Source organism: Nocardia sp. NPDC056541, from assembly GCF_042794235.1.
Classification (GTDB): Bacteria; Actinomycetota; Actinomycetes; order Mycobacteriales; family Mycobacteriaceae; genus Nocardia.
This window is the reverse complement of the sequence record NZ_JBHTUD010000001.1, coordinates 148,898-167,864: the sequence shown is the minus strand read 5'-3', so window position 1 is coordinate 167,864 and position 18,967 is coordinate 148,898. Positions and strand designations below refer to the sequence as shown.

General features: G+C 67.5%; 20 protein-coding genes. All 20 read left to right on the top strand.

All coding sequences use genetic code 11. The features are described 5' to 3' along the window. Positions 1–76 precede the first annotated feature (76 nt). The 20 genes from ACFQ9R_RS00715 (at position 77) to ACFQ9R_RS00620 (ending at position 18,837) form a co-directional block, all read left to right on the top strand. Positions 77–451: a hydrogenase maturation nickel metallochaperone HypA gene (locus ACFQ9R_RS00715; protein WP_378987325.1), complete on the top strand. Its 375-nt coding sequence runs from the start codon at positions 77–79 to the stop codon at positions 449–451. After that, positions 409–1,230, top strand: coding sequence for a hydrogenase nickel incorporation protein HypB (gene hypB, locus ACFQ9R_RS00710; protein ID WP_378987322.1), 822 nt, complete (start codon positions 409–411; stop codon positions 1,228–1,230). Before ACFQ9R_RS00715 ends, hypB begins: the two co-directional genes overlap by 43 nt. Positions 1,231–1,303: 73 nt before the next feature. Then, complete coding sequence (locus ACFQ9R_RS00705) at positions 1,304–2,359, top strand: hydrogenase expression protein HypE (protein WP_301907654.1); 1,056 nt, start codon at positions 1,304–1,306, stop codon at positions 2,357–2,359. 12 nt (positions 2,360–2,371) lie between these two features. Beyond that, complete coding sequence (locus ACFQ9R_RS00700) at positions 2,372–4,168, top strand: nickel-dependent hydrogenase large subunit (protein ID WP_378987319.1); 1,797 nt, start codon at positions 2,372–2,374, stop codon at positions 4,166–4,168. A 5-nt stretch (positions 4,169–4,173) separates the two neighbouring features. Beyond that, positions 4,174–5,103: a NifU family protein gene (locus tag ACFQ9R_RS00695; RefSeq protein ID WP_378987316.1), complete on the top strand. Its 930-nt coding sequence runs from the start codon at positions 4,174–4,176 to the stop codon at positions 5,101–5,103. Next, on the top strand, positions 5,100–5,732 hold the full coding sequence (locus tag ACFQ9R_RS00690) for a DUF5947 family protein (protein WP_378987313.1): 633 nt from the start codon (positions 5,100–5,102) through the stop codon (positions 5,730–5,732). Before ACFQ9R_RS00695 ends, ACFQ9R_RS00690 begins: the two co-directional genes overlap by 4 nt. Then, positions 5,732–6,379: a DUF6084 family protein gene (locus ACFQ9R_RS00685; protein WP_378987310.1), complete on the top strand. Its 648-nt coding sequence runs from the start codon at positions 5,732–5,734 to the stop codon at positions 6,377–6,379. Before ACFQ9R_RS00690 ends, ACFQ9R_RS00685 begins: the two co-directional genes overlap by 1 nt. Beyond that, a complete protein-coding gene (locus ACFQ9R_RS00680) occupies positions 6,376–7,710 on the top strand; it encodes a hypothetical protein (RefSeq protein WP_378987307.1) in 1,335 nt (444 codons plus the stop codon). The genes ACFQ9R_RS00685 and ACFQ9R_RS00680 overlap by 4 nt, the downstream gene beginning before the upstream one ends. A gap of 15 nt (positions 7,711–7,725) precedes the next feature. Further along, positions 7,726–7,845, top strand: coding sequence for a DUF6893 family small protein (locus tag ACFQ9R_RS00675; RefSeq protein WP_378987304.1), 120 nt, complete (start codon positions 7,726–7,728; stop codon positions 7,843–7,845). A 1-nt stretch (position 7,846) separates the two neighbouring features. Further along, positions 7,847–8,368, top strand: coding sequence for a hydrogenase maturation protease (locus ACFQ9R_RS00670; RefSeq protein WP_378987301.1), 522 nt, complete (start codon positions 7,847–7,849; stop codon positions 8,366–8,368). Positions 8,369–8,371: 3 nt separating this feature from the next. Further along, complete coding sequence (locus ACFQ9R_RS00665; protein ID WP_378987298.1) at positions 8,372–8,614, top strand: HypC/HybG/HupF family hydrogenase formation chaperone; 243 nt, start codon at positions 8,372–8,374, stop codon at positions 8,612–8,614. Next, complete coding sequence (gene hypF / locus ACFQ9R_RS00660) at positions 8,611–10,959, top strand: carbamoyltransferase HypF (RefSeq protein WP_378987295.1); 2,349 nt, start codon at positions 8,611–8,613, stop codon at positions 10,957–10,959. Before ACFQ9R_RS00665 ends, hypF begins: the two co-directional genes overlap by 4 nt. Positions 10,960–10,976: 17 nt before the next feature. Continuing rightward, entirely contained in the window at positions 10,977–11,321 is a 345-nt protein-coding gene (locus tag ACFQ9R_RS00655; RefSeq protein ID WP_378987292.1) for a HypC/HybG/HupF family hydrogenase formation chaperone, read from the top strand. Beyond that, positions 11,318–12,430, top strand: coding sequence for a hydrogenase formation protein HypD (gene hypD / locus ACFQ9R_RS00650; RefSeq protein WP_378987289.1), 1,113 nt, complete (start codon positions 11,318–11,320; stop codon positions 12,428–12,430). The genes ACFQ9R_RS00655 and hypD overlap by 4 nt, the downstream gene beginning before the upstream one ends. Next, entirely contained in the window at positions 12,423–13,496 is a 1,074-nt protein-coding gene (gene hypE / locus ACFQ9R_RS00645) for a hydrogenase expression/formation protein HypE (protein ID WP_378987286.1), read from the top strand. The genes hypD and hypE overlap by 8 nt, the downstream gene beginning before the upstream one ends. A 29-nt stretch (positions 13,497–13,525) precedes the next feature. Then, entirely contained in the window at positions 13,526–14,248 is a 723-nt protein-coding gene (locus ACFQ9R_RS00640) for a DUF6390 family protein (RefSeq protein ID WP_378987283.1), read from the top strand. 262 nt (positions 14,249–14,510) lie between these two features. After that, positions 14,511–14,828 (top strand): GYD domain-containing protein, encoded by a 318-nt coding sequence (locus ACFQ9R_RS00635; RefSeq protein ID WP_378627985.1) that lies wholly within the window; start codon positions 14,511–14,513, stop codon positions 14,826–14,828. A 196-nt stretch (positions 14,829–15,024) separates the two neighbouring features. After that, positions 15,025–15,657: an HAD family acid phosphatase gene (locus tag ACFQ9R_RS00630; RefSeq protein WP_378987280.1), complete on the top strand. Its 633-nt coding sequence runs from the start codon at positions 15,025–15,027 to the stop codon at positions 15,655–15,657. A gap of 77 nt (positions 15,658–15,734) precedes the next feature. Next, positions 15,735–16,166, top strand: a complete 432-nt coding sequence (locus ACFQ9R_RS00625; RefSeq protein WP_378987277.1) for a hypothetical protein — start codon at positions 15,735–15,737, stop codon at positions 16,164–16,166. A 514-nt stretch (positions 16,167–16,680) separates the two neighbouring features. Then, positions 16,681–18,837, top strand: a complete 2,157-nt coding sequence (locus ACFQ9R_RS00620) for an elongation factor G-like protein EF-G2 (protein ID WP_378987274.1) — start codon at positions 16,681–16,683, stop codon at positions 18,835–18,837. Positions 18,838–18,967 lie beyond the last annotated feature (130 nt).

Sequence of the window (18,967 nt, the reverse complement as noted above, 5' to 3'; positions counted from 1 at the left end):
GGCCGGCCATCGCGTCGGAGGGTTGCCCAGGAGTAACCTGAGCGGTGGGTTCCTCCCTCGACGAACCGAGACTGCGATGCACGAAATGGCGATCACCCAGAGTGTCATCGACGCCGTGTGCGAACACGCGGCGGGAGCACGGGTGCACAGCGTGCTGCTGGAAGTGGGCGTGCTGTGCGCGGTCGTTCCGGAGGCGATGCAGTTCTGCTTCGAGCTCGCCGCCGAGGAAACCCTGGCCGAGGGCGCGAGCCTCGAGATCGACGTGGTGCCCGGCCGGGCGGGCTGTCGAAGCTGTGGCGCCGAGTTCACCGTGCTCGAGCCGATCGCCCTGTGCGAGTGCGGCAGCGCCGATGTCGAGATCAGAGCCGGGCACGAACTCCGAATCCGCTCGATGGAAGTGAGCCGAGAATGTGCGCAACCTGTGGATGTGGCGACGACGACGCCGCGGTGATCACCCTCCCGCACGAGCACGAGCACGAGCACGAGCACGGCCACGAGCACGAGCCGCACCGGCACAGTCATGGTCACGGCGATGATCACGTGCATCTGCCGGTCACCGAGACCATCACCCTCGAGCAAAAGGTTCTGGCCAAGAACGACCTGTTGGCCCAGCGAAACCGGGACTGGCTCGCCGCCCGCGACATCTTGGCGCTGAACATGACCAGCTCACCCGGCGCGGGCAAGACCACCCTGCTCGAGCGCACGATCCGCGAGTCCACCGAGATACCGATCGCGGTGATCGAGGGTGACCAGGCGACCCTGCTCGACGCCGAGCGGATCGGGGCGACGGGCTGTCGGGTCGTGCAGATCAACACCGGCGCGGGCTGTCATCTCGACGCCGACATGACCTACCGCGCGCTCGAGTCCCTCGATCCCGCCCCCGGCACCCTGCTGTTCATCGAGAACGTCGGCAACCTGGTGTGCCCGGCCCTGTTCGACCTCGGTGAACGCGGCAAAGTCGTGGTGATCTCGGTGACCGAGGGCACCGACAAGCCGCTGAAGTATCCGCACATGTTCGCCGCGGCGTCTCTGGTCCTCGTCAACAAGATCGATCTGCTGCCCTATGTGGACTTCGACCTGGACAAATGCCGGGAATACGCGGCGTCGATCAACCCGCACGCGCAGATCCTGCCCCTCTCGGTGACCAGCGGTTCCGGCATGGCGCAGTGGTACGACTGGCTCCGGCGGCAGCGGTCAGCAACTATTGAGGATCACTCACCAGCGACATAGACTTGCGTGATCAGGATCACACCGCAGGTTCCCGCGAGCCTGCGATGCCCCGCTTCAGAAAGTGGCGCAGCCCATGCCTACCCAGGAAGCAATCAAAGCAGAACAGGCCCTGATTCACGTGCTGTGGATCAACGCCGGCCTCAGTTGTGACGGTGATTCGGTCGCGCTGACCGCCGCGACGCAGCCCAGTATCGAGGAGATCGCGCTCGGCGCTCTTCCCGGGCTCCCGCAGATCGCGGTGCACTGGCCGCTGATCGATTTCGAATGCGGTCCCACCGGCGGCGCCGACGATTTCCTCGAATGGTTCTTCAAAGCCGACCGGGGTGAACTCGAACCGTTCGTGCTCGTGGTGGAAGGCTCCATCCCGAACGAACAGCTCCACGAGGAGGGCTACTGGTGCGGCTTCGGCAACGATCCCGCCACCGGACAGCCGATGACGACCAGTGAATGGCTCGATCGGCTGGCCCCGAAGGCCACCGCGGTGGTCGCGGTCGGCACCTGTGCCACCTACGGCGGCATCCACGCCATGGCGGGTAACCCCACCGGCGCGATGGGTGTGCCCGACTACCTCGGCTGGGACTGGAAATCCAAGGCCGGGATCCCGATCGTGTGCGTGCCCGGTTGCCCGGTCCATCCGGACAACATGTCCGAAACGCTGACCTACCTGCTCTACATGGCCACCGGACAGGCCCCGATGATTCCCCTCGACGAGGCGCTGCGCCCGAAATGGTTGTTCGGCGCCACCGTCCACGAAGGCTGTGATCGAGCGGGTTACTACGAGGAAGGCGACTTCGCCGACGAGTACGGCTCCCCGAAATGCATTGTGAAACTGGGATGTTGGGGCCCGGTGGTCAAATGCAACGTCCCCAAGCGGGGCTGGATCAACGGCGTCGGTGGCTGCCCGAATGTGGGCGGCATCTGCATCGGCTGCACCATGCCGGGATTCCCGGACAAATTCATGCCGTTCATGGACGAGCCGCCCGGCGGCAAGATCTCCTCGACGGCATCAGGGCTGTACGGGTCGGTGATCCGCAGTCTGCGCCATATCACCGGACGCACGGTGGACAAGGAGCCGCGATGGCGGCACAAGGGCGAGAAGCTGGAATCCGGCGCCACCCGCACCTGGTAGGAGGCGATTGGAATGACTGCCATCATCCCCGAGCCGTCACACAAGCGGATCGATCCCGACAGCCTGGTCGAAATGGCCTGGGACCCGATCACCCGCATCGTCGGCAGCCTGGGAATCTATACCAAGATCGATTTCGAGAACCGTGAAGTGGTCGAGTGTCACAGCACCTCGTCCATCTTCCGCGGCTACTCGATCTTCATGCGGGGCAAGGATCCCCGCGACGCGCATTTCATCACCAGCCGCATCTGCGGGATCTGCGGCGACAATCACGCCACCTGCTCGTGCTACACCCAGAACATGGCCTACGGGGTGAAACCGCCGCACCTGGGCGAGTGGATCGTCAATCTCGGTGAGGCCGCCGAATACATGTTCGACCACAACATCTTTCAAGAGAATCTGGTCGGTGTGGATTTCTGCGAGAAGATGGTCGCCGAGACCAACCCCGGCGTCCTCGCGCAGGCCGAGACCACGCTCGCGCCGCATTCGGACGCGCACGGCTATCGCACCATCGCCGACATCATGCGCGCGCTCAATCCGTTCACCGGCGAGTTCTACCGCGAGGCGCTGCACGTCAGCCGCTACACCCGTGAGATGTTCTGCCTGATGGAGGGCAGGCACGTGCACCCGTCGACGCTGTATCCCGGCGGTGTGGGAACCGTCGCGACGATCCAGCTGATGACCGATTACATGACGCGCCTGATGCGCTACGTCGAATTCATGAAGAAGGTCGTGCCGATGCACGACGATCTCTTCGACTTCTTCTACGAGGCGCTGCCGGGCTACGAACAGGTCGGATTGCGGCGCACCCTGCTGGGTTGCTGGGGCTCGTTCCAGGACCCCGAGGTGTGCAATTTCGAGTACAAGGACATGGAGGAGTGGGGTCGGCGGATGTTCGTCACCCCCGGCGTGGTCGTCGACGGGAAACTGGTCACGACGTCCCTGGTCGACATCAATCTCGGCATCCGAATCCTTTTGGGCAGTTCGTATTACGACGACTGGAACGACCAGGAGATGTTCGTGAAGACCGACCCGCTCGGCAATCCGGTCGACCGGCGTCACCCCTGGAACCAGCACACCAACCCCAAGCCGCAGAAGCGCGACATGGACGACAAGTACAGCTGGGTGATGTCGCCGCGCTGGTTCGACGGCACCGACCATCTGGCCCTCGACACCGGCGGCGGCCCGCTGGCCCGGCTGTGGTCGACGGCGCTGGCCGGGCTCGTCGACATCGGCTACGTGAAGTCGACCGGACACAGTGTGCAGATCAACCTGCCCAAGACCGCGTTGAAGGGCCCGGTCAGCTTCGAATGGAAGATCCCCGCGTTCGGCAGCAACACCATCGAACGCAACCGCGCCCGCACCTACTTCCAGGCCTACGCCGCGGCCAGTGCGCTGCACTTCGCGGAGCAGGCGCTCGTGGAGATCCGGGCGGGACGGACCAAGACGTGGGAGCACTTCGAGGTACCGGACGAGAGCATCGGCTGTGGGTTCACCGAGGCGGTGCGCGGGGTCCTGTCCCATCACATGGTGATCAGGGACGGCAAGATCGCGAACTACCACCCGTATCCGCCGACGCCGTGGAATGCCAACCCCCGCGACAGTTTCGGCACGCCGGGACCCTACGAGGACGCGGTGCAGGGCCAGCCGATCTTCGAGGCGAACGACCGCGAGCACTTCAAGGGCATCGACATCATGCGCACCGTGCGCAGCTTCGATCCCTGCCTGCCGTGTGGTGTGCACATGTACCTCGGCAACGGCAAGTCGCTGGAGAAACTCCACTCGCCGACCCAGACACTCACCGGGGAGTAACGGTGATGCCGGATCGTCCGGGGGAGCACGACGAGGCGGCGTTCGACCCAGACCGGTGGCGCGGCGCAGGCGACCGGATCGAGACCCTGCTGGACGCGAGTTCGGCGGGTGGCGTCGTCGCTCGCGAGCGCGCCGAGCAGCTGGTGCGTGAGGTCGCCGACCTCTACGGTGCCGGGCTGGCACGCGTGCTCGAACTGGTCGATGGTGACGTTCGTGAGCAGCTCGTCGCCGACGATCTGGTCGCGAGTCTGCTGCTGGTGCACGGCCTGCATCCGCACGACGTCGACACTCGCGTCCGCGCTGCTCTCGACAGCGTGCGCCCCTACCTGGGCTCCCATGGTGGTGACGTGGAACTGCTCGGCGTGGCCGACGGCGTTGTCCGGCTCGAACTGTCGGGAAGTTGTCGCACCTGCCCCTCGTCGTCGGTGACCCTGGAACTGGCGGTAGAGGACGCGGTACGTGCCGCCGCGCCGGAAATCGCATCGATCGAAGTGGCTGCTGCGCAACCGGAATCGGCGGATGCCTTGATCTCCGCCGATTCGTTGTTCGCCCGGGTGCACGCCGACGCCCACCCGGTCGAGGCGCAGCACGGGAGCTGGATAGCGGTTCCGGAGCTGGGGGAACTCGGTGCGGGCGAGGTCGGCGGCTTCGTCATCGGCGGGCAGACCGTGCTCGCCTGCCGGGTCGGTGATGATCTGTTCGTCTACCGCGATCACTGCCCCGCCTGCGACCACTCGCTCGCCGGCGCGGCACTGCATCGTCGGATGGGTTTCCCGGTCGGTGACGCCGTACTGCGCTGCCCGACCTGCCGGGCGCACTACGACGCCGTCCACGCCGGTGCCAGAGTCGACGGCGAAGGACACCTGGAACCACTGCCCGTGCTCGTACGCGCCGGGGAGCTCTCGGTGGCCGTGCCCGTGGGGGTGGCCGGATGAGTTCTGGGCTGGGAGTGCTGCGCCGCCTCACCGTCGACCGCAAACCCGCCGTCCCGGCGGGCGAGCGGTGTGAGATGTGCGCCGAGGCCATCGCCGAAGAGCATCAGCACGTGGTGAATGTCGAAGGGCGCCAACTGTTGTGCGTGTGCCGGGGCTGCTACCTGCTGTTCACCGACCAGAACGCGGTCCTGCGGTACCGCGCGGTGCCCGACCGCTACCTGCGCTTCCCGACCTTCACCATCGGCCACGGTGAATGGGACGCACTCGAGATCCCGGTGGGCCTGGCGTTCTTCTTCGAGAACTCGGCGCTGGGCCGCACCGTCGCGTTCTATCCGGGACCGGCGGGCGCCACCGAATCCGAGCTGCCCCTCGACCAGTGGCGCACCCTGCTCGACCGGCACCCCGAGATCGATGTCGCGGTCCCCGACGTCGAAGCACTGATGATCCGGGTCCCCGAGCGCGGCACCGCCGAGGCGGCTTGCCTGCTGCTGCCCATCGACACCTGCTACGAATTCGTCGGCCGGATGCGGATGCTGTGGCGCGGATTCGACGGCGGTCAGGATGTGCACCGGTATCTCGACGAGTTCTTCGCCACGGTCTCGGCGCGTGCGCGACCAGGTGGTGCGTGATGTGCCCGGCCTACTCGACGACTTTCGCGGTGCTCGACATCGCGCCGGAGCCCTACGCCGCCACACCGACGCTGTCGGCCCGGATCGGCATCGCGGCGCTCGGTGAGGAACCGGTGCACGCCATCGCCCTGCGCGCACAGGTGCGGATCGAACCGCACCGCCGTAGCTATACCGACGAGGAGAGCGCGGGCCTGGTCGACCTGTTCGGCCCACGCGAACGCTGGCGCGACACCCAGCGCTCCTTCCTCTGGATGCACTGCGCCACCATGGTTCCCGGCTTCCACGGCGGCGCCCAAGTGGACCTGCCGATGCCGTGCACCTACGACTTCGAGGTGAGCGGCGCCAAATACCTGCACGCCCTACGGGAGGGAACAGTGCCGCTGATCTTCCTGTTCAGCGGCACTGTCTTCATCCGGGGCGCCACGGGTTTCGCGGTGCAGCAGATTCCCTGGGACCGGGAGGACAAGTTCGCGATGCCGGTCTCGGTCTGGGACGACCTGATGGCCACGAACTTCCCGAACTCGGGCTGGGTGCGGTTGCACCGCGAGACTCTCGACGCCCTCGCCGCGTACAAATCCAGCCACGGGATGCTCGGCTTCGACGACGCGGTACTGCGCCTGCTCGACACCGCCGAGGAGGACCCATGAGCATCGAGCTGACCAGGTCGCAGGCCAGGGCTCGCGCGGTCGCCGACGCGGTGCTCTACGAGGGCTACCTGCTGTACCCCTACCGGGCGAACTCGCGAAAGAACCAGTCGCGCTGGCAGTTCGGTGTCCTCGGCCCCACCGGGGCGGCCGCGGCCGGACTCGGCGAGGAACCGCAACTGTCGGCGCAATGTCTGCTCGACGCGGGGGAGTCCGCCTCGGTCACGCTGACCGTACGGTTCCTGCAGTTGCAGCGCCGGACCGTCGAGGATGCCGGGCACACACCGGTCGCCGAGCTCGTCGCCGAAGGCCGATCGTGGATCAGCTGGGACGAGGCGGTCGAGTGCGAACAGGTGATCGGTCCGCTGCCGCTGACCGATTCGACTGCGCGGCTGACGATTCCGGCCGGCACCGACCACGAGGCGATCCCCGGCCCCGACGGTGCACCGGCCGGACGACTGGTCCGACACCGCGCGCACCTCGACGGGGAAGTCGAGTTGACCGTGGACCGTGACGAGCGCTTTCTGCGCCTGAGTGTCACCCTCCGCAACACCGGCACCCCCGCGACCGACCAGCACGACGCCATCGCCCGCTCCCTGATCGGCGCGCACGTCATCGCCGAAACCGAAGGCGCCCGGTTCGTTTCCCTGCTCGAACCGCCGCCCGACGCCGAAGCGGCCGTCGCCCGATGCTCGCAGCACCGGTGTTTCCCGGTGCTGGCCGGGCCACCCGGTGACCACAGCATCGTGCTGATCTCGCCCATCATTCTCTACGACCACCCCGAGATCGCCGAGCAGAGCGAGGGGCCACTGTTCGACTCCACCGAGATCGACGAGATCCTCACCTTGCGCGTGATGACCATGACCGACGAGGAGAAGGCCCAGGCCCGCGCGACCGACGAGCGGGCGGCGCAGATCATCGACCGCTGCGACGCGATGACACCGGAGACATTGCAGCAGCTGCACGGTGTCCTGCGGAACCCGCACGCCGAGCAGGCCGCGCTGATCCCTGAGGTACCCGACGGTGTCGACTGGTGGGACCCGTTGGCCGACAACGCTGTTCGCCCCGATGTCGACGCGATCATGGTCGGCGCGGTCCGGGTCCGCAGCGGGACAAGGGTGCGTTTGCATCCGTCTCGGCGCGCCGATGCCCACGACCTGTTCTACGACGGGCGCACCGCCAAGGTCGTCTCGGTGCACGCCGATGTCGACGGGCAATCCCACGTCGGTGTGGTCATCGAGGACGACCCCGCCGCCGACCTGCACGAATGGTACGGCCGGTACCTGTATTTCGCCCCGGAGGAGATCGAACCACTCGACAGCCCACGAGAATGAGAGAAGAGGTCGATCATGACGACGATAGGAATGTTCGCGGTGGCGGTGGCCGCCGTGGTGGCTGTGGCCGCCGCGGTGCTCGGCGTGCGTTCGATACCGGATGTCCAGCGCTATCTGAAGATCCGCCGGATGTGAGATGACGGCGCGAGTGCTCGTGGCGGGGATCGGCAACATCTTCCTCGGCGACGACGGTTTCGGACCCGAAGTGGTGCGGCGACTACCGCCGCACGGCGAGACCGTGCGCGTGGTCGACTACGGCATCCGTGGCATGCACCTGGCCTACGACCTGCTCGATCCGTGGGACGCGCTGGTGCTCGTCGACGCCGTCCCCGACCGCGGCGCACCCGGTACTCTCGCGGTCTTCCACGCCGAACCCGACCCAGCGGGCGCGGCGCAGCTCGACGCGCACGCCATGAACCCCGACGCCGTGTTCGCGAGCGTTCGCGCGCTGGGCGGAACCCTGCCACCGACCGTCGTCGTCGGCTGCCAGGTCGACTCGGTAGAGGAAGGCATCGGCCTGTCCGGCCCGGTAGGTGCCGCGGTCGATCCTGCCGTCGAGGCGGTCGCAGCGGTTCTCGCGCGATTGGTCGCCGATCCGACCGCGATGGTCGCCGACTCGCACGGGCCCGTCGCGCCGTCGAACCGATCGGAGGGGTGAACCATGTGCCTCGGCATCCCCGGACAGGTCGTGGAGATCCTCGACGGATACCACGGGCAACTCGCCCTGGTCACGGTCTCCGGCGAGAACCGCAAGGTGAACATCGGTCTGCTGGAAGAGGATCCGGTGCATCCCGGGGACTGGGTGATCATCCACATGGGTCTGGCGGTCGAGAAGACCGACCAGGCCGGCGCCGCCACCGCACTGGCCGGGCTGAATCTGCTCGGACGAGGCGAACAATTATGACCGCCGACCGGCAACGTCGGCGCCTCGTGGTTCGCGGGGTGGTGCAGGGCGTCGGTTTCCGGCCCTTCGTCTACACGACCGCCGCGGAACTGTCCCTGTCCGGGGCGGTGGCCAACGACAGCTCCGGGGTGATCATCGAGATCGAAGGCGGCCGCGCCGATCTGGACGAGTTCGCGCGACGCCTGCGCGAGCGCCCACCGCCGTTGGCCGTCGTCGAATCGGTCGACCAGACCACCGTCGAGTTGCGCGGCGGCACCGGATTCCGTATCGCCGACACCACCCGCGACGGTGGCGGCCGCACCCTGGCTTCACCCGATGTCGCGATCTGCGCGGACTGCGCCACCGAATTGGCCGATCCCACCGACCGGCGCTATCGCCACCCCTTCATCAACTGCACCAACTGCGGACCCCGATTCACCATCATCGCCGAACTGCCCTACGACCGGTCCCGCACGTCGATGGCCGACTTTCCGATGTGCGCCCACTGCGCCGCCGAATACACCGACCCCGCCGACCGCCGCTTCCACGCCCAGCCCATCGCGTGCCCGGACTGCGGCCCGCGTCTGTCCTACCTCGGTCCTTCCGGCTCATCGGCCGAGGGGCCGCTGGACTCGGCGCGAAACCTGTTGCGCGAGGGCGGGATTCTCGCGGTCAAAGGCATCGGCGGTTACCACCTCGCCTGCGATGCCACGAACGAGCGCGCCGTGGCCACCTTGCGGGGCCGAAAGCGGCGAGGCGACAAGCCTTTCGCCGTCATGGTTCCCGACCTCGGCACCGCGCGCACGATCGCGGAGGTCGACGACACCGCCGCGTTACTGCTCACGGGCCCCCAACGCCCGATCGTCCTGCTCGCCCGCAGGGCCCCCGTCCGCATCCCCGCCGAAGCGGCATCCGATGCCGACCCGCACGACATGCTCGATCGCGACACCATCGAACTGGCCCCTTCGGTCGCGCCCCGCAACCCCGACCTGGGCGTCCTGCTCGCCTATACACCGCTGCACCTGCTGCTGTTCGGCTTGTCGGGCGACCGGCCCGTCCCGCGGGTGCTCGTGATGACCTCCGGCAATCTCGGTGGCGAACCGATCTGTTTCGACGACGAGGACGCCCGCACCCGCCTGGCCGCCCTCGCTGACGGCTGGCTGTCGCACGACCGCCGCATCCTGACGCCCTGTGACGATTCGGTCGTGCGCGTGGTCGACGGTGTCGAGCTGCCGCTGCGCCGCTCCCGCGGGTATGCGCCGCTCCCGCTGACCCTGCCGGTCCCGGTGCCGCCGACGCTGGCTGTCGGCGCGGACCTCAAGAACACCTGCGCGGTCGGCGAGGGCCGCTACGCCTGGCTCAGCCAGCACATCGGCGACATGGACGACCTGGCCACCCTGCGCGCCTTCGGCTTCGCCGCCGAGCACCTCGCGGAACTGACCGGGGTGTCGCCCACCCAGCTCGTCACCGACGCGCACCCGCGCTACCGCTCCACCACCTGGGCGCGCACCCACGCCGAAGGCCGTCCGGTCCACACCGTCCAGCACCACCACGCGCACATCGCCGCGGTCATGGGCGAACACGGACTCGGCGCCTCGGACACGGTCACCGGGATCGCGTTCGACGGCACCGGATTCGGACCCGACGGCGCCATCTGGGGTGGTGAAGTCCTGGCCGCCGGCTACAAGGGCTACCGACGGCTCGCGCACCTGAAATACGTGCCGCTCGCGGGTGGGGACGTCAGCGTGCACCGGCCCTACCGGATGGCGCTTGCACATCTGTGGTCGGCCGGACTGGACTGGTCGGACACGATCGCCTCGGTCGCCGCCTGTCCCGCCGACGAACGCGCGGTGCTGGCACACCAGTTCGGCTCCGGCTTCGGGTGTACCCCGACGTCGAGCATGGGACGGCTCTTCGACGCCGTGTCCTCGCTGGCCGGGGTTCGCCACGCCGTCGACTACGAAGCCCAGGCCGCGATCGAACTGGAGGCCCTCGCGCGCGCCGCGGATCCCGGCTCGCGCACCTACCGGTTCGGCCTCGATCACACCGCGGACCCGGCGGTGATCGACCCGGCCCCGGTCGTGGCGGCAGTGGTCACCGACGCCGTTCACGGCGTCCCGGCCGCCGTGATCGCCGCGCGCTTCCATCACGCCGTGGCGGCGCTGGTCCTGGACCTGGCTCTGGATTTCGCACCCCACCCGACGACCGTCGCGCTCTCGGGTGGGGTGTTCCAGAACGCGTTGCTGCTCTCGGCAGCACGCACCGCGCTGCGCGACAACGGATTCCACGTCATCACCCATCGCCGACTGCCGCCCAACGACGGTGGTCTCGCGTTCGGACAACTACTCGCCGCCGGTGCGGGTTGAGCGAAAGGAGAGCAGCGATGTGCCTGGCAGTCCCGGGAAAGGTGCTCAGCCTGCACGAACGCGACGGCACCATGATGTCGGTCGTCGACTTCGGCGGCGTGCACAAAGACGTGTGCCTGGAATACATTCCGGACGCGGCGATCGGCGACTACGTAGTGGTCCATGTCGGTTTCGCCATCCAGCGCCTCGACGAGGAATCGGCATTGCGCACACTGGCCGAATTCGAGCACCTCGGTGTGCTCAACGAGGAGTTCGGCGACGGGTTCGCCCTCGCCGCCAGACAATCCGGGCTCCCCGATCCCACGGCAGAACCGGCAGCGACCGACTCCGGCGCCGGCGACGACACGGAGGTGACGTCATGAAGTATCTCGACGAATTCAGTGATCCCGACCTGGCGAAGAAGTTGCTCGATCAGATCCGCGGGGCCACCTCCCAGCGGTGGGCCATCATGGAAGTCTGCGGCGGACAGACTCATTCGATCATCCGCCACGGCATCGACCAACTGCTGCCCGACGAGATCGAGATGATCCACGGCCCCGGCTGCCCCGTGTGCGTCACCCCGCTCGAGGTGATCGACAAGGCGCTCGAGATCGCCGCGCAGCCCGGGGTGATCTTCTGCTCCTTCGGCGACATGCTCCGGGTGCCGGGAAGCGAACGCGATCTGTTCCGGGTCAAGAGCGAAGGCGGTGATGTGCGAGTGGTGTACTCGCCACTGGACGCGCTCACCATCGCCAGGCAGAACCCGGATCGGCAGGTGGTGTTCTTCGGCATCGGCTTCGAAACCACCGCACCGGCCAACGCGATGACCGTCTATCAGGCCAAACGGCTGGGCATCGAGAACTTCTCGCTGTTGGTCTCGCACGTGCTCGTTCCGCCCGCCATCGCCGCGATCATGGAATCGCCGAAGTGCCGGGTCCAGGGCTTCCTGGCCGCCGGACATGTCTGCAGTGTCATGGGCACCGAGGAGTACCCGCCGCTGGCCGACAAATACGGAGTGCCGATGGTGGTCACCGGCTTCGAGCCCCTCGACATCCTGGAAGGTATCCGGCGCACCGTGACCCAGCTCGAGGACGGCAGACACCAGCTCGAGAACGCCTATCCCCGTGCGGTCCGCGCCGAAGGCAATCCGGCTGCGAAGACGATGCTCACCGACGTCTTCGAAGTCACCGACCGCGCCTGGCGCGGCATCGGGGTGATCCCCGACAGCGGCTGGCGGCTCTCGGAACGCTACCGCGCCTACGACGCCGAGCACCGGTTCGCGGTCACCGACCTGCACACCGCCGAGTCCTCGATCTGCCGCTCCGGCGAGGTCCTCCAGGGACTGATCAAGCCGCACGAATGCGCCGCTTTCGGCAAACAATGCACCCCACGAAACCCCTTGGGAGCCACGATGGTCTCCTCCGAAGGTGCCTGCGCGGCCTACTACCTGTACCGACGCCTCGACCTGCCCGCGGAGGTGGCTCATGCGTGAGGACAACGCGGCGACCGGCCTCGACATGGACAGCTGGGTGTGCCCGATGCCGCTGCGCGACTCACCGACCATCGTGATGGGCCACGGTGGCGGGGGAGCGATGTCGGGCGAGCTGATCGAGCACCTGTTCCTGCCCGCGTTCGGCTCCGCCGCCGAAGCGGGCATGGGTGATTCGGCGGTGCTCACCCTCGACGGCGTGCGCTTGGCGTTCTCGACCGACTCCTTCGTCGTCAAACCGCTGGCCTTCCCCGGCGGGTCGATCGGGGACCTGGCCGTCAACGGCACCGTCAACGATCTGTCCATGGCAGGCGCGCGGCCGATGGTGCTGTCCACGGCGTTCATCCTCGAAGAAGGCACCGCACTCGCCGAGATCGCCAGGGTCGCCGAGGCTGTCGGTACTGCCGCGCTCGCGGCCGGGGTCAAGCTGGTCACCGGCGACACCAAGGTCGTCGACTCCGGCCACGGCGACGGCATCTTCATCAACACCGCGGGCATCGGCATCATCGACGCCGGCGTCGACATCCGCCCGCAGCGCGCCCGTCCCGGTGACGTCGTGATCGTCAGCGGTGACATCGGGGTGCACGGCGTCGCCGTGATGAGCTGCCGGGAGGGCCTCGAATTCGGCACCACCGTCTGTAGCGACACCGCCCCGCTCAACGGCCTGGTCGCCGCGATGCTGGCCACCGGCGCCGATGTGCACGTGCTGCGTGACCCGACCCGCGGCGGGGTCGCGGCGACGCTCAACGAGATCGCGGGTGTCGCGAAAGTCGGTGTGGCACTGGATGAACGGAAGTTGCCCGTCCCGGACGCGGTCCGGGACGCGTGTGGGCTGCTCGGGCTCGATCCGATGTATGTCGCCAACGAGGGCAAGCTGGTCGCCTTCGTCTCCTCCGAGGATGCCGACCGGGTGCTCGCGGCGATGCGCGCGCATCCGCTGGGTGCTCGTGCCGAAGCCATCGGTGTGTGCGTCGAGGACCATCCGGGCATGGTGGTCGCCCGCACCGCCCTCGGCGGTACCCGGGTGGTGGATCTGCCTGCCGGAGAACAACTGCCGCGGATCTGCTGACAGGAGGCGCGATCATCGACGGGACCGAGATGTTCGCCCGCTACGCCTACGCGCCCAACCGGCTCGGCTACTGCGGTCCCGCCGACGCGCGGGCGCTGCACAACGGCTCGGCCGCCGATATCCGCGCGCTGGCCCGCCAGTTCTCCGGAGCCTGGCCCTACCTGCGGGCGATGTCGAGACTGACCGGCATCGCCGATCCGCTCGACGCGCGCCTCGTCGAGTCCTATTGGCTCGGTGGCGGGATCGGCGCCGACCTCGACGCCGGCGCGTTCACCACCGAACTGCTCGCGATCATCGCGCCGATGGCCGGACACTACTGGTCGTATCTGAACACCGATCTCGCCGAGGAAGCCGCCGCCAACCACGGATTCCACGTGTTCGGCGTGTATCCGTGGACCCGCCTGCTGGGACGTGGCGCCGACGAGCACCCGATCCGCATCCTGGACAGTTGCCGTATCACCTGGGGCACCGTGGTGGCTCGCGAAGGCGGGGCTGCTTCCGTCCGCTGTCGGCGGTTGGTCTCGGACGGTCCGCTGCTGCGGTTGTCCGGTCCAGCGCTATGGCGCGCCGAGGTCGACGACGATCACCTCGCGACGGAGGTGGCCGTCGGTGACCAAGTCGCCGTGCATTGGGGGCGCGTGTGTGGCCGCCTCGATTCCGATCAGACGCGGGCACTGGCCACCAGTACCGCGCGGCAGCTGCGGGTGACCAATCGCCGGTTGGCCGACACCGCGCGTGCCGCTCTGCGATAGAGAGCATCGACGGGTCGAATCGCATGCGGTGGCTACCGAGCTCGGGATCAGCCGAACGACCAGCTACCGAGGATCCCTCGTCCGCCTCGGCGAGAGCTTCCTGTACGGCAGTTGGTTCGGTTGCGCTCTGGATTTCCGATATCGCCTCAGTTACGTTGCCGCATCGTTGCGACGACGGCGTTCGTCCTGGACGGTGTGTGGGGCGGCGGACCCGTAGGGTCGGTCTCGCCGAGATCGTCTGGAGCCGAGGAGGCTGGTGGGTATGCCCAAGTACTTATGGCGAGTCAGCTATCTCCAAGAGGGGGCACAAGGTCTATTGGCACAGGGCGGTAGTGCGCGCCGTGCGGCCATCACGGAGATGGTGGAGAGCGTGGGTGGTCGGGTGGAAGCTTGTTATTTCGCGTTCGGCGAGGACGACTTGTTCGTCATCGGTGATGTCCCGGACGATGTCTCAGCCGCAGCGCTCGCGATTCGAACTGCGGCCGCTGGTGCCGCCGTGTCGCACACAGTGGGTCTGCTCAGCCCCGAGCAGATCGACGAAGCGATAGCTAGGGACGTTACCTACCGGCCGCCGACGTAAGTTCCGCCGCGTGACGATCACGTTCTGCTCAGCACGACCACGATGCTCCGGGTGGTAGCGGGAAGCATGATCTGAGCGCGACGTGCCGACCAGCCTTGTGCGCGTCGATGCCGACCAAGCGGGCGCGCCCGCGTAGCAGTCCCACTGCGCGAGACTTCGAAGCTGCGTGGCTCAGTCCGCTGTTAGCGTGCGAGAGATGAAACGTGTTACTGCATCGCTCGTCGTCGGTGTCGCGGCCGCGCTCCTAGCGCCATTGCCCGCCGCGGACGCCGACACCGGTTCGTCGTCTTTGTCCGGCGGCGGTTCGTCCTCGTTGTCAGGCAATCAGTCCGAATTGCCGCCGTACGCGCAGTGGATCGGCGAGATCACCCCCGTCGTGGCCGAGGCGAAGACCTACCTCGCCGGTCGGCTGCCCGGCGCGATACGGCCCGCGATCGTCTTCGACATCGACAATACGACGCTGGAAACCTCCTACAACACCGGCCTGATCATCCCGGCGATCCAGCCGGTGCTCGGCCTGGCGACCTGGGCGAAACAGAACGGCGCCGCGATCATCTTCGTCACCGGCAGGCCTGCCCTGGTCAACGCTTACTCGCAGGCGAACCTGACCTCGGTCGGCTACCCGGTCGACGCGCTGTACGGCAGCGCGCCGACCACACTGTCGGCGGGCAATTCCGGCTTGGCCGAGTACAAGACCGCGAGCCGGGCCGACATCGAGAGCAAGGGGTACACGATCGTCGCCAATTTCGGCAACAGCCCCTCAGACCTGTCCGGCGGGCATGCCGAGCGCACCTTCAAGTTCCCGGACTACAACGGCGCACTGAACTGATCCGCCTGGGTAGTCGTAAAAGCCACAAGTGGCGCGCTCGATGGGCCGTCAGGTGCGATCCCAAATCGGAAGGACCAATGTTCTCACTCACCAGCCCTTCGTCCGAGCGCGCCTCACAGCGCTTCACCCGGCTTGCACTCGGCGGTGTCATGTCGGTTGCCGGCGTCTCGCACCTGACATTCGCGCGCAGTGATTTCCAAGCGCAGGTGCCCGACTGGTTCCCCCTCGACGCCGACCTGACGGTGCTCGGCTCCGGTGTGGCCGAGATCGGATTCGGCCTCGCGCTGTTGGGCCTGCCACGCAAGCGGCGAATAACCGGGATCGCACTTGCCGCGTTCTTTATCGCCGTCTTCCCGGGCAATATCGCCCAATACGTCGAGGGCACCACCGCGTTCGGCCTCGACACGGACGCCAAACGCCTGCTCCGCTTGTTCGGTCAGCCCGCGCTGATCGCCGCGGCGCTGTGGGCGGCCGGACTGCCGGAGCGCGCCGAGCTCAACCAGAAGTGACGGGCGCCGGACGTGGACATGATCGCCAAACGCGCAGCAGGCGGATACGGCGCGGGCGGGCCGCGGGTCGCTTTCCGGCCGTGTGCAGACCTCGAATCGCGACGCATGCAACACCAGCCCCGAATCGGCAGGTTCGTGCACGAGACCACTGCCGAGTCGGCGGTGAGGTGGGGGAAGTGGTGAAGAACGAGGCCAATGCGACCTTGCCGGTGTAGAAGGCGGTGTCCTGCCCGGTTTCGATTGTGGTGTGGACGGTTTCAGCGGCGACAATGAGGCGCCACGGCGTCGACGTGCCCGGCCGAGTCCGTGTGCTCGCGATCCGGCACGACACCGCAGACATCAACGTCGGCACGGCGGGCTGTCGCGGTGTCGTCCACGACCGGCGCCGCTGGGTGGGCTGCGTCAGCACACGCTGAATCGAGCGGTGCAGCATCGATCCCGGAAATCGTGGACGTGCCCCTACCTGCGGTGGGAAGCTCGAAGGAGCCGGATCCCGACCCGAGGGAGCAGCGACATGGTGGACCGGACAAACGCGGCGCAGCGACCGGAGAGCATCCGGAACGTAGCGTTGGTCGGCAGCAGTGGGGCGGGCAAGACGACGCTGGTGGAGGCGCTGGCGTTGGCGACCGGGACGGTGAACCGCGCAGGCCGCGTGGAGGACGGAACATCACTGTCGGACTACGACGAGGTCGAACGGCGACAGCACAGATCTGTGCAGGTGTCAGTGGTCCCGGTGACGTGGGGCGAGGTGAAGGTCAATCTGATCGATACTCCGGGATGCCCGGATTTTGTCGGCGAACTACGGGCCGGGTTGCGGGCGGCGGACGCGGCCCTCTTCCTGGTGTCGGCGGCCGACGGAGTGCAGGGTGTAGCGGGGCCTACGCGGGAACTGTGGGCCGAATGCGCGCGGGTGGGGATGCCGCGGGCGATCGTGATGACACATCTGGACACGGCGCGGGCGGAGTACGCGGAACTGGTGCAGACCTGTCAGGCACTGCTGAGCGGGGGAGCGAGCGACACAGTCCTTCCCCTGCACCTGCCGGTCTACGGGCAGAAGACTCCCGATGGGCACCGGCCCGCGATCGGACTGCTGGAACTGCTCGAGCGACGTGTTGCCGACTATCGCAGCGGGAAACGGGTGCGCACCGAACCTTCCGCGGAACAACTCGCGGTGATCGACCCGGCCCGCGATCGGTTGATCGAGGCGATCATCGCCGAGAGCGAAGACGAAAAGCTCATGGACCTCTACCTCGACGGCGAACCCGTCGAAGTCGACACCCTGATCGGCGACCTGGAACGAGCCGTGGCGCGCGGAAGCTTCCATCCGGTGCTGTTCGCGGCACCAGCAGCTGAGGAAGCGGAGCAGGGCTTGGGCGTGCTCGAACTGCTGGAACTGATCACAGCAGGGTTCCCGACACCGATCGAACACCCGCTGTCGGCCGCGCCGCGCGGCGACGGCACCGCGCCCATCGCATTGGACTGCGATCCGGCGGCCGAACTCGCCGCGGAGGTCATCCGGACCTCGTCGGACCCGTACGTGGGACGGGTATCGCTGGTGCGGGTGTTCTCCGGCACGCTGCACAGCGAGGACACCGTCCGCGTCTGCGGACCCGAGCACGATGCCGACGACCGGGTCGGCGGGGTCACCGCGCCGTTGGGGAAGCAACAGCAGACACTGACCGAGGCCGTCGCCGGCGATATCGCATTCGTGAGCAAACTCGGCCACGCGGAAACCGGCGACACCCTCTCCGGCACCGGGAAACCCCTGCTGATCGAGCCGTGGCAGCTGCCGGAACCGTTACTGCCTGTGGCTGTTCGGGCGCAGGGCAGGGCCGATGAGGACAAGCTCTCGCAGGGTCTGACCCGGCTCGTTGCCGAGGATCCGACCCTGCGGCTGGAAAACAACGAACACACCCATCAGCTGGTGCTGTGGTGTCTGGGGGAATCCCACCGGGACGTCGCTCTGGAACGGTTGCGCGGGCGGTTCGGGGTGCGAGTGGAAGTGGAACCGTATCGGGTGGCGTTACGGGAGACGCTCGCCGCGGAAGCCGAGGGGCACGGCAAATTGGTCAAGCAGTCCGGCGGGCACGGGCAGTACGCGGTGTGCCGCATCCAGGTGGAACCGCTGCCTGCGGGGGCGGGATTCGAGTTCGTCGACCGGGTGGTCGGTGGGGTAGTGCCGCGGCAGTTCATCGGGTCGGTGGAGAAAGGGGCACGGGCGCAGGCCGCGCGCGGGGTCACTCCCGGATATCCGCTGGTGGATGTGCGAGTGACACTGGTGGACGGGAAAGCACACTCGGTGGACTCCTCCGACGCCGCCTTCCAGACCTCGGGTGCGCTCGCCCTTCGTGACGCGGCGAACGCGTCCGGGACCCTGCTGCTCGAACCGGTTGCCGCGGTGCGGGTCACGGTCCCCGACGACCAGCTGGGCGCCGTCCTCGGCGACCTGTCCACCCGGCGCGGACGCATTCTCGGCACCGAGCAGGCCGATACCGGCTTCACCCATATCCGGGCCGAGGTACCCGAACTCGAACTGAGCCGGTATGTCATCGACCTGCGATCGCTCACCCACGGGGCGGGGTCGTTCGCCCGCGGGTATTTGCGGCACGAGCCGATGCCGACCGGGGTCGCCGAAAGGGCACGCAAGGAAATCGCCGAGGCGTCGGCCTGAATCGCCGGGGCGATCGTGCAGAGCGGGTGTCCTCGACGGGCGCCGCCGATTGCTAGATGCTCTCGAGTTCGGGCGATTTCGCTGGAGCCCTGAGTGCACAGGTCAGACGAGAAGAACCACCGAGCTCGGT

What these genes read in the sequence shown, in the direction of transcription:
- ACFQ9R_RS00715 (WP_378987325.1), top strand. Translation starts at nt 77, where the DNA reads ATGCACGAAATGGCGATCACCCAGAGTGTCATCGACGCCGTGTGCGAA.
- hypB (WP_378987322.1), top strand. Translation starts at nt 409, where the DNA reads ATGTGCGCAACCTGTGGATGTGGCGACGACGACGCCGCGGTGATCACC.
- ACFQ9R_RS00705 (WP_301907654.1), top strand. Translation starts at nt 1,304, where the DNA reads ATGCCTACCCAGGAAGCAATCAAAGCAGAACAGGCCCTGATTCACGTG.
- ACFQ9R_RS00700 (WP_378987319.1), top strand. Translation starts at nt 2,372, where the DNA reads ATGACTGCCATCATCCCCGAGCCGTCACACAAGCGGATCGATCCCGAC.
- ACFQ9R_RS00695 (WP_378987316.1), top strand. Translation starts at nt 4,174, where the DNA reads ATGCCGGATCGTCCGGGGGAGCACGACGAGGCGGCGTTCGACCCAGAC.
- ACFQ9R_RS00690 (WP_378987313.1), top strand. Translation starts at nt 5,100, where the DNA reads ATGAGTTCTGGGCTGGGAGTGCTGCGCCGCCTCACCGTCGACCGCAAA.
- ACFQ9R_RS00685 (WP_378987310.1), top strand. Translation starts at nt 5,732, where the DNA reads ATGTGCCCGGCCTACTCGACGACTTTCGCGGTGCTCGACATCGCGCCG.
- ACFQ9R_RS00680 (WP_378987307.1), top strand. Translation starts at nt 6,376, where the DNA reads ATGAGCATCGAGCTGACCAGGTCGCAGGCCAGGGCTCGCGCGGTCGCC.
- ACFQ9R_RS00675 (WP_378987304.1), top strand. Translation starts at nt 7,726, where the DNA reads ATGACGACGATAGGAATGTTCGCGGTGGCGGTGGCCGCCGTGGTGGCT.
- ACFQ9R_RS00670 (WP_378987301.1), top strand. Translation starts at nt 7,847, where the DNA reads ATGACGGCGCGAGTGCTCGTGGCGGGGATCGGCAACATCTTCCTCGGC.
- ACFQ9R_RS00665 (WP_378987298.1), top strand. Translation starts at nt 8,372, where the DNA reads ATGTGCCTCGGCATCCCCGGACAGGTCGTGGAGATCCTCGACGGATAC.
- hypF (WP_378987295.1), top strand. Translation starts at nt 8,611, where the DNA reads ATGACCGCCGACCGGCAACGTCGGCGCCTCGTGGTTCGCGGGGTGGTG.
- ACFQ9R_RS00655 (WP_378987292.1), top strand. Translation starts at nt 10,977, where the DNA reads ATGTGCCTGGCAGTCCCGGGAAAGGTGCTCAGCCTGCACGAACGCGAC.
- hypD (WP_378987289.1), top strand. Translation starts at nt 11,318, where the DNA reads ATGAAGTATCTCGACGAATTCAGTGATCCCGACCTGGCGAAGAAGTTG.
- hypE (WP_378987286.1), top strand. Translation starts at nt 12,423, where the DNA reads ATGCGTGAGGACAACGCGGCGACCGGCCTCGACATGGACAGCTGGGTG.
- ACFQ9R_RS00640 (WP_378987283.1), top strand. Translation starts at nt 13,526, where the DNA reads ATGTTCGCCCGCTACGCCTACGCGCCCAACCGGCTCGGCTACTGCGGT.
- ACFQ9R_RS00635 (WP_378627985.1), top strand. Translation starts at nt 14,511, where the DNA reads ATGCCCAAGTACTTATGGCGAGTCAGCTATCTCCAAGAGGGGGCACAA.
- ACFQ9R_RS00630 (WP_378987280.1), top strand. Translation starts at nt 15,025, where the DNA reads ATGAAACGTGTTACTGCATCGCTCGTCGTCGGTGTCGCGGCCGCGCTC.
- ACFQ9R_RS00625 (WP_378987277.1), top strand. Translation starts at nt 15,735, where the DNA reads ATGTTCTCACTCACCAGCCCTTCGTCCGAGCGCGCCTCACAGCGCTTC.
- ACFQ9R_RS00620 (WP_378987274.1), top strand. Translation starts at nt 16,681, where the DNA reads ATGGTGGACCGGACAAACGCGGCGCAGCGACCGGAGAGCATCCGGAAC.